This window comes from Streptomyces sp. SID5910, from assembly GCF_009862125.1.
Taxonomy (GTDB): Bacteria; Actinomycetota; Actinomycetes; order Streptomycetales; family Streptomycetaceae; genus Streptomyces.
The window spans coordinates 1-7,059 of sequence record NZ_WWHX01000138.1; the positions used below are offsets into that span (position 1 = coordinate 1).

Below are 7,059 nucleotides of genomic sequence, written 5' to 3' on the forward strand. Positions count from 1 at the left end.
GAGATCCGCGACGGCGAGGTCGTCCGCAGCCACGAGGACGCGCTGGAGGACGAGAACGCCGACGACGGCGGGGACGAGGACACGGACGCCGAGGACTCGGACGACGAGTACGGGGACGGCGAGGACGAGCAGGACGAGGGCGCGTACGACGACGAGGAGGACGAGTACGGCGAGGACGAGTACGAGGACGAGCCCGACGACGAACGAGCGCGTCCGCGTCGCCGCCCGCGTCGCTGACCGCCCGGGGAGTACGCAGTGACAGACCTCGACCACGGATACCCGGGGTGGGAGACGCAGCCCTACGCCCCCGCCGCCGGCAGCCTCGCCGACCTGCTCGAACGGGTCCTCGACAAGGGCATCGTGATCGCCGGCGACATCAAGATCGACCTGCTCGACATCGAGCTGCTGACCATCCGGCTGCGGCTGTTCATCGCCTCGGTGGACACGGCGAAGAAGGCGGGCATCGACTGGTGGGAGACCGACCCGGCGCTGTCGTCCCGGGCCCTTCGGGACGAACTCGCCGAGGAGAACGCGCGGTTGCGGTCCCAGCTCGCCGAACTGACGGAGGCGGTCGAGGAGACGACGGGAGCCGCCCGGTGAACGGGTGTCCGGCCGACGCCGCGGCCCCCTCCCTCGTCTGCGCGTTCGCCGTCACCCGGACTGCGCCGGACGCCGCCGCGCTCGCCGCGACGACCGGGCACGAGGAGGGCGGCCCGCTGCGCGTACTGCACACGGACGGCCTGTGCCTGCTCGTCCAGGACGTGCCCGCCGAGCTGTTCGACGACGCGGCGCTGGCGGAGCGGCTGGGCCGGCCCGACGACCTGGAACGGTGCGCCCGCGCCCACCACCGGGGCGTCGAGGCCGCCGGCGGGCGGGGCAGGTCCGTCGTCCCGCTGCCGCTGGCGACCCTCTACCGCGGCGACCGGAGCGCGCGGCAGGCGGTCGCCTCCCGGGCCGCGGAACTGGGCGCGCTGCTCGACCGTCTCCAGGGCCGTACGGAATGGGCGGTGAAGGTGCACGCTTCCGAGTCGGCGCCGGGGGCCACCGTCCCGGCCGGTGCCGGTGCCGGTGCCGGTACCGGCGGGGGTGGACGTGCCTACCTCAGCCGGGCCAGTGCCCGGCGGCGCGACCGGCAGGACTCGCACACGAAGGCCCTGGCCGAGGCGGAGTCCGTCGACGCGGAGCTGCGGCGGTACGCCGTCGCGGCGACCCGGCACCGCCCGCAGAGCGAACGGCTGACGGGCCGGCGCTCCCCGCAACTGCTGAACTGCGCCTATCTCGTGGAGGACGCGGAGGGCCCCGCCTTCGCCCGCGCGCTGGCCCGGCTCACCACGGACCGCCCGTACCCCGCCGTCGAGGTCAGCGCCTCGGGCCCGTGGATCCCGTACTCCTTCGCCCGCTGGGACGAGGAACCGGACGGGACCCTGCGGGAGCACGGCAAGCAGGAGGTCGGCTCATGACCGTCGTGGACCCCCGTACGCCGGGCCCGGCGCCCGTGCCCTGGGGCGGGCCCGAGCCGTACGCGCCGGTCGGCGTGCCCCTGGTCGACCTCCTGGACCGCGTGCTGGCGACCGGCGTCGTCGTCAGCGGGGACCTGGTGCTGGCCATCGCCGACGTTCCGCTGGTGCGGATCTCCCTGAACGCCCTGCTGTCGTCGGTGAACGAGCGCGTACCCGCCCCGTGGCCGGACAGCGGGCCGCTGTGACCGCGCCCCGCACGCACGCCCTCGACCTCGATCCCGAGCGGGTCACGAACGACCTGGCCGCGCTGGTGCTCACCGTCGTCGAGCTGCTGCGGCAGCTCATGGAACGCCAGGCCGTGCGCCGCTTCGACGAGGGCACACTCAGCGCGGAGCAGGAGGACCGGCTGGGCACGGCGCTGATGCTGCTCGACCGGCGCATGGACGACCTGTGCGAGCAGCACGGCCTCAGCCGGGGCGACCTCAACCTGGACCTCGGCCCGCTGGGCAAGCTCCTCTCGGAGCCGTAGCCCGTATCCCGTACCCCGGGACTTTCCAAGACGCGGACACCCGCACGAGCGATCGTTATGATGGCGCCGAATCGCTCAAACGAACATCTGCGGGTGGGGAGTCCTGATGCGGGAGCCGGTCGATGCACGGCGGCAGCGGATCCTGGCGGCGGTCCAGGCGCGCGGTACGGCGCGGGTGCGCGACCTCGCCGACGAGTTGCAGGTCTCGGTGGTGACGGTCCGGCGGGACGTGGAGGAGCTGACGCGGGAGGGCAGGCTGCGCCGCGGACACGGCGTCGTCCGCTCGACGCTGCCCGCCGCCGAGGTGCCGGCCCGCGACCTGGCCGACGGCGACCGGGTGGCCGTGGTCGTGCCCGAGCGGCACTCGTACCTGACCGAGACCCTGCACGGCGCCCGCACGGTGCTGGAGGAGGCGGGTGTGCGCCTCGCGCTGCACATCGCGCCCCAGGCCACCGGCGCCGAGCGCCCGCTGGTCGAGCGGGCCCTGGAGGACGGCGCCCGGGGGCTGTTGCTCGCGCCCCGGTGGAGCAGCCGGGCCGCCGAGGAGGCCGACCACGGGTGGCTGGCGGCGCTGGACGTGCCGACGGTGCTGATGGAGCGGCGGCCGCGGCGCGGCAGCGCACCGCACGTGCTGGACTCGGTGTGCTCGGACCACTGGTACGGGGCGCACCTGGCCGTGGAGCACCTGGTGGGCCTCGGTCACCGGCGCATGGTGTTCGCGACCCGGGACGACAGTCCGACGGCGCGCACCCTGCGGGCCGCGTTCGCCGAGATCGCCGGGGCGCATCCGCTGGTGGAGCACTGGGCGTGGGCGCTGAGCTCCCCGGAGTCGGGGCCGGAGGGGCCGTACTCGGCGCGGGAGACGGCCGAGCTGCCGGCGCTGCTGCGGGAGACGGGGGCGACGGCGGTCGTGCTGCACGGCGACGTGGACGCGCTGATGATCGTGCAGCGGCTGGCGGACGACGCGGTGCGGGTGCCGGAGGACTGCTCGGTCGTGGCGTACGACGACGTGGTGGCCGGACTCGCCACGCCGCCGCTGACGGCCGTGGCCCCGCCCCGGGCGGAGGTCGGCCGGGTCGCCGCCGAACTGCTCCTGGAGCGGCTGCGGGAGCCCGGCGGCCGGCCCGCGCGGCGCGTCGAGCTGCTGCCGCGGCTGATGGTGCGCGGCTCGACCCGGCCGACGGTCGACACAATGAGCGTTTGAACGCTTTATTTTCTTCTGATCGCTCTATTGACCGTTTACGTCGGGCCGGTCCAGGATTCCCGTGTCCCCAACAGCCGTGCCCCGAGCCGCGGGCGCGCAGGAGCCGTGGGAGCCGCCATGCCCGGACGACCCAGCCGTCGCTCCGTGCTCGCCGCGATGGCCGCCGTACCCCTGACAGGAGCCGCGAGCGCCTGCCAGGGAGGAGACGGCGCCTCGTCGGCCCGCACGGGCACCACCACGCGCATCACCTTCTGGTCCGCCCTGCGCGGCAGCCAGGAGGTGGTCGACGCCTTCAACCGCACGCACCGGAACATCCGGGTGGAGTTCCAGCAGATCCCCTCCGGCGGACAGGGCGGCTACGCCAAGCTGAGCAACGCCGCCCGGGCGGGCAACGCGCCCGACGTCGCCACCATCGAGTATCCGCAGGTGCCGGGGTTCGCCATCGACGGTGTCGCCCGCGACATCACCGACCTGGTCGGTGACGGACTGCGCCGCAGGCTGCTGCCGCAGGCGCTCGGCCAGACCACCTTCGAGGGCCGGGTGTTCAGCGTGCCGCTGGACGTCGAGCCCATGGTGATGCACTACCGCGCCGACCTGTTCGAGCACTACGGGCTCCGGCCGGCGCGCACCTGGGACGAGTTCGCCGAGCAGGCCGCCGGCGTGCGCCGCGCGGCACCCGGGCGGCGGCTGGGGCTGTTCCCCACCGACGGCATGACGCAGTTCGCGGGGTACGCCTGGCAGGCGGGCGCCCGCTGGTTCGACACCTCCGGCGGCGCCTGGAACGTGTCCCTCGCCGACGCGCCCTCCCGGCGGGTCGCGGACTACTGGCAGCGGCTCATCGACCGGGACGACGTGTTCGTGAACGCCGTGGAGAGCAGGCAGTCCGACGCGCAGCTCGGCAGCGGACTGGTCCTCACCCGGCTCAGCGGCGCCTGGGACGCGGGCGCCCAGATGAACGCGCGGCCCGGGCAGCAGGGGCAGTGGCGGATCGCCCCGCTGCCGCAGTGGGACACCGCCGGGACCTCCGTCGGCATGCACGGCGGCTCCACCTTCGCCGTGACCAAGGACAGCCGGCATCCCGAGGCCGCCATGGAGTTCATCGAGTGGCAGGTCTCCCACCCCGACGCCCTGCGCGCCCGCCTGTCCAGCGGCACCAGCAGCCAGTACCCGGCCGCCCCCGGCCTGGTGGCGGTGGGCCGCGAGGCCTTCGACCGGGCGTACTACGGCGGCCAGGACATCTACGGCCTGTTCGAGCAGGAGGCCCGGAAGATCGGCGAGGGCTGGCTGTGGGGCCCGCGGATGAGCGCCACCCAGAAGGTCATGCAGGACTCCTTCGCCCGGGTCGGCGCCGGCCAGGGCTCCCTGGTCCAGTCGCTGCGCACGGCGCAGGAGGGCACCATGCCCGACCTCAGGGCCCTCGGCCTGTCCACCACCCAGCACAGCACCTGAGCCGACGAAAGGCAGGTGACACCCCATGACCACGACCACCCCGCCCCGGGTGCCGGCCGGCACCGCACACGCCGCCGGACCGGAGGCCTCCGCCGCGGGCCGACGCGCCCGCAGGGCGGCCGGACGCCGCCGGCTGACCGCGTGCGGCGTCCTCATGACGCCCTTCTTCGTTCTGCTGGTCACCGTCTTCCTGATCCCCGTCGGCACGGCGGTGTACCTCAGCTTCTTCAGCGACGACCAGCCCGGCCTCGGCTTCGGCCCCGAACGCACCGTCTTCGTCGGCCTGCGCAGCTACGCGGCCGTCCTGACCGACCCCACCTTCCTCGGCGGGCTCGGCACGGTCGCGCTGTACTGCCTCATCTACATCCCCCTCATGGTCGCCGGCGCGCTCGCCCTCGCCCTGCTGCTCGACTCGGGTGTGGTGCGGCTGCGCGCCTTCGCCCAGATGGGCCTGTTCCTGCCGCACGCCGTGCCCGGCATCATCGCGGCCCTGATCTGGCTGTACCTGTACACGCCGGGCATCAGCCCGGTGATCGGCCTGTTCGCCCGCGCCGACATCACGATCGACTTCCTCGGCATCCACACGGTGGTCCCGTCCATCGTCAACATCGCCCTGTGGAGCAACCTCGGCTACAACATGGTGGTCTTCTACGCCGCCCTTCAGGCCGTGCCCCGCGAGGTCATCGAGGCGTCGGTGGTCGACGGCGCCGGGCCGGTGCGCACCGCGCTCCAGGTGAAGACGCCGCTGGTGCGCGCCTCGATCGCCATGGTCGCCATCTTCACCCTGATCTGGGCGCTCCAGCTGTTCACCGAGCCGATGCTGCTCAGCCAGTCCTCCCCGATGATCAGCTCCCGGTTCTCGCCGAGCATGTACATCTACGACGCGGCGTTCACCCGCAACAACTACGGCCTGGCGGCGGCCGCCTCGGTCGTCCTGCTCGTCTGCACCATCGCCCTGTCCTACGGCGTCACCCGCTTCACCGGCCGCGCCGACTCCGCCGAGGAGGCCCGATGAGCGCCACCGACAGCTCCCTGCTCCGCCCGGGGCTGCTGGGCCGTACGACGGTCAACGTGGTCGTCGCGGTCTCCGTCCTCTACACGCTGCTGCCCGTGCTGTGGCTGGTGCTCGCCGCCTCCAAGAGCCGGGACGCGCTGTTCAGCAGCGACCTGCTGTCGCTGAGCGACTTCTCCCTCGTACGCAACTTCCGGGACCTGTTCGCGATGGACGGCGGGCTGTACAGCCGCTGGTACCTCAACAGCCTGCTGTACGCGGTGCTGGGCGCCGCGGTGGGCGCGCTGCTGAGCGTGGCCTGCGGCTACGCCTTCGACAAGTACCGCTTCCGGCACAAGGAGAAGCTGTTCGGCCTGGTGCTGGCGGCGGTCATGGTGCCGCAGACCGTCCTCGCGCTGCCGCTGTACCTGATGGCGTCCGAGGCGGGCCTGGTCAACACCTTCTGGGCGGTGTTCGTGCCGGTGCTGTTCAACCCGTTCGGTGTCTATCTGGGCCGCATCTTCAGCCGGGGCTACGTGCCCGACGAGGTGCTGGAGGCGGCGCGCGTGGACGGGGCGGGCGAGCTGACCATGTACGTGCGGGTGGCGCTGCGGATGCTCGGCCCCGGACTGGTCACCGTCTTCCTCTTCCAGCTCACCGCGATCTGGAACAACTTCTTCCTGCCCATGGTGATGCTGTCCGACCAGGACCTGTATCCCGTCAGCCTCGGCCTGTACCAGTGGAACAGCTCGGCGTCCGTCTCGCCGGAGTACTACCCGGTGGTCATCATGGGGTCGCTGCTGGCCGTACTGCCGCTCATCCTCGCCTTCGTCCTGCTCCAGCGCTTCTGGCGGAGCGGGCTGACCGCCGGAGCCGTCAAGTGACCCCGCACGCCCCCGACACCCCCGGCCGCGGAACCCGGCCCCGCGCCGCCGTGGCCATGGCCCGGGACGCCGCCGAGGCCGTCCTCGACCCCGCGTCGCTCGACGCCTTCCGCCGGGTCTGCGACCTGGCCCCGCTGCCCGTGCTGGACGACCTGTCCACCCCGCGCGCCAGGTCGCTGCTGGCCGACACCGACCTGCTGATCACGGGCTGGGGCTGTCCGCCGCTGGACGCCGGGGTGCTGCGGGCGGCGCCGCGGCTGCGGGCCGTGGTGCACACGGCGGGCAGCGTCCGCGGCCATGTCACCGACGCGTGCTGGGAGCGCGGGATCGAGGTGTCCTCGGCCGCCGCGGCCAACGCCCTGCCGGTGGCCGAGTACACCCTCGGCATGATCCTGCTGACCGGCAAGCAGGTGCTGGAACGGGCCCGCGACTTCCGGCGGTCCCGCACCCGCGGCAACTGGCTGCACACCCCGCGCGGCGTCGGCAACTACCGGCGCACGGTCGGCATCCTGTCGGCGTCGCTGATCGGCCGCCGGGTCGTC

General features: G+C 73.4%; 9 protein-coding genes and 1 pseudogene. All 10 read left to right on the forward strand.

The features are described 5' to 3' along the window. Positions 1-237 (forward strand): annotated as a pseudogene (locus GTW67_RS04935) (DNA polymerase V family protein); the annotation flags it as partial. Positions 238-255: 18 nt separating this feature from the next. Beyond that, positions 256-600: a gas vesicle protein GvpJ gene (gvpJ, locus tag GTW67_RS04940; RefSeq protein ID WP_161163568.1), complete on the forward strand. Its 345-nt coding sequence runs from the start codon at positions 256-258 to the stop codon at positions 598-600. Then, positions 597-1,460 carry a GvpL/GvpF family gas vesicle protein gene (locus GTW67_RS04945; protein ID WP_161163569.1) on the forward strand — a complete coding sequence of 288 codons (864 nt, stop codon included), beginning with the start codon at positions 597-599 and terminating at the stop codon, positions 1,458-1,460. The genes gvpJ (GTW67_RS04940) and GTW67_RS04945 overlap by 4 nt, the downstream gene beginning before the upstream one ends. Continuing rightward, entirely contained in the window at positions 1,457-1,705 is a 249-nt protein-coding gene (gene gvpJ, locus GTW67_RS04950; RefSeq protein ID WP_202436830.1) for a gas vesicle protein, read from the forward strand. The genes GTW67_RS04945 and gvpJ (GTW67_RS04950) overlap by 4 nt, the downstream gene beginning before the upstream one ends. After that, positions 1,702-1,989: a gas vesicle protein GvpK gene (gene gvpK / locus GTW67_RS04955; protein WP_161163570.1), complete on the forward strand. Its 288-nt coding sequence runs from the start codon at positions 1,702-1,704 to the stop codon at positions 1,987-1,989. The genes gvpJ (GTW67_RS04950) and gvpK overlap by 4 nt, the downstream gene beginning before the upstream one ends. Positions 1,990-2,095: 106 nt before the next feature. Beyond that, the gene (locus GTW67_RS04960; protein ID WP_161163571.1) at positions 2,096-3,193 is read left to right on the forward strand and encodes a substrate-binding domain-containing protein; all 1,098 of its coding nucleotides are present in this window, start codon (positions 2,096-2,098) and stop codon (positions 3,191-3,193) included. Positions 3,194-3,310: 117 nt separating this feature from the next. Next, on the forward strand, positions 3,311-4,642 hold the full coding sequence (locus tag GTW67_RS04965) for an ABC transporter substrate-binding protein (protein ID WP_161163572.1): 1,332 nt from the start codon (positions 3,311-3,313) through the stop codon (positions 4,640-4,642). Between the two features lie 25 nt (positions 4,643-4,667). Next, positions 4,668-5,657 carry a carbohydrate ABC transporter permease gene (locus tag GTW67_RS04970; RefSeq protein WP_161163573.1) on the forward strand — a complete coding sequence of 330 codons (990 nt, stop codon included), beginning with the start codon at positions 4,668-4,670 and terminating at the stop codon, positions 5,655-5,657. Then, positions 5,654-6,517 (forward strand): carbohydrate ABC transporter permease, encoded by an 864-nt coding sequence (locus GTW67_RS04975; RefSeq protein WP_161163574.1) that lies wholly within the window; start codon positions 5,654-5,656, stop codon positions 6,515-6,517. Before GTW67_RS04970 ends, GTW67_RS04975 begins: the two co-directional genes overlap by 4 nt. 56 nt (positions 6,518-6,573) lie before the next feature. Continuing rightward, positions 6,574-7,059, forward strand: a 486-nt coding sequence (locus GTW67_RS04980) for a Rossmann-fold NAD(P)-binding domain-containing protein (RefSeq protein WP_524539745.1), incomplete at its 3' end; no start/stop codon positions are given.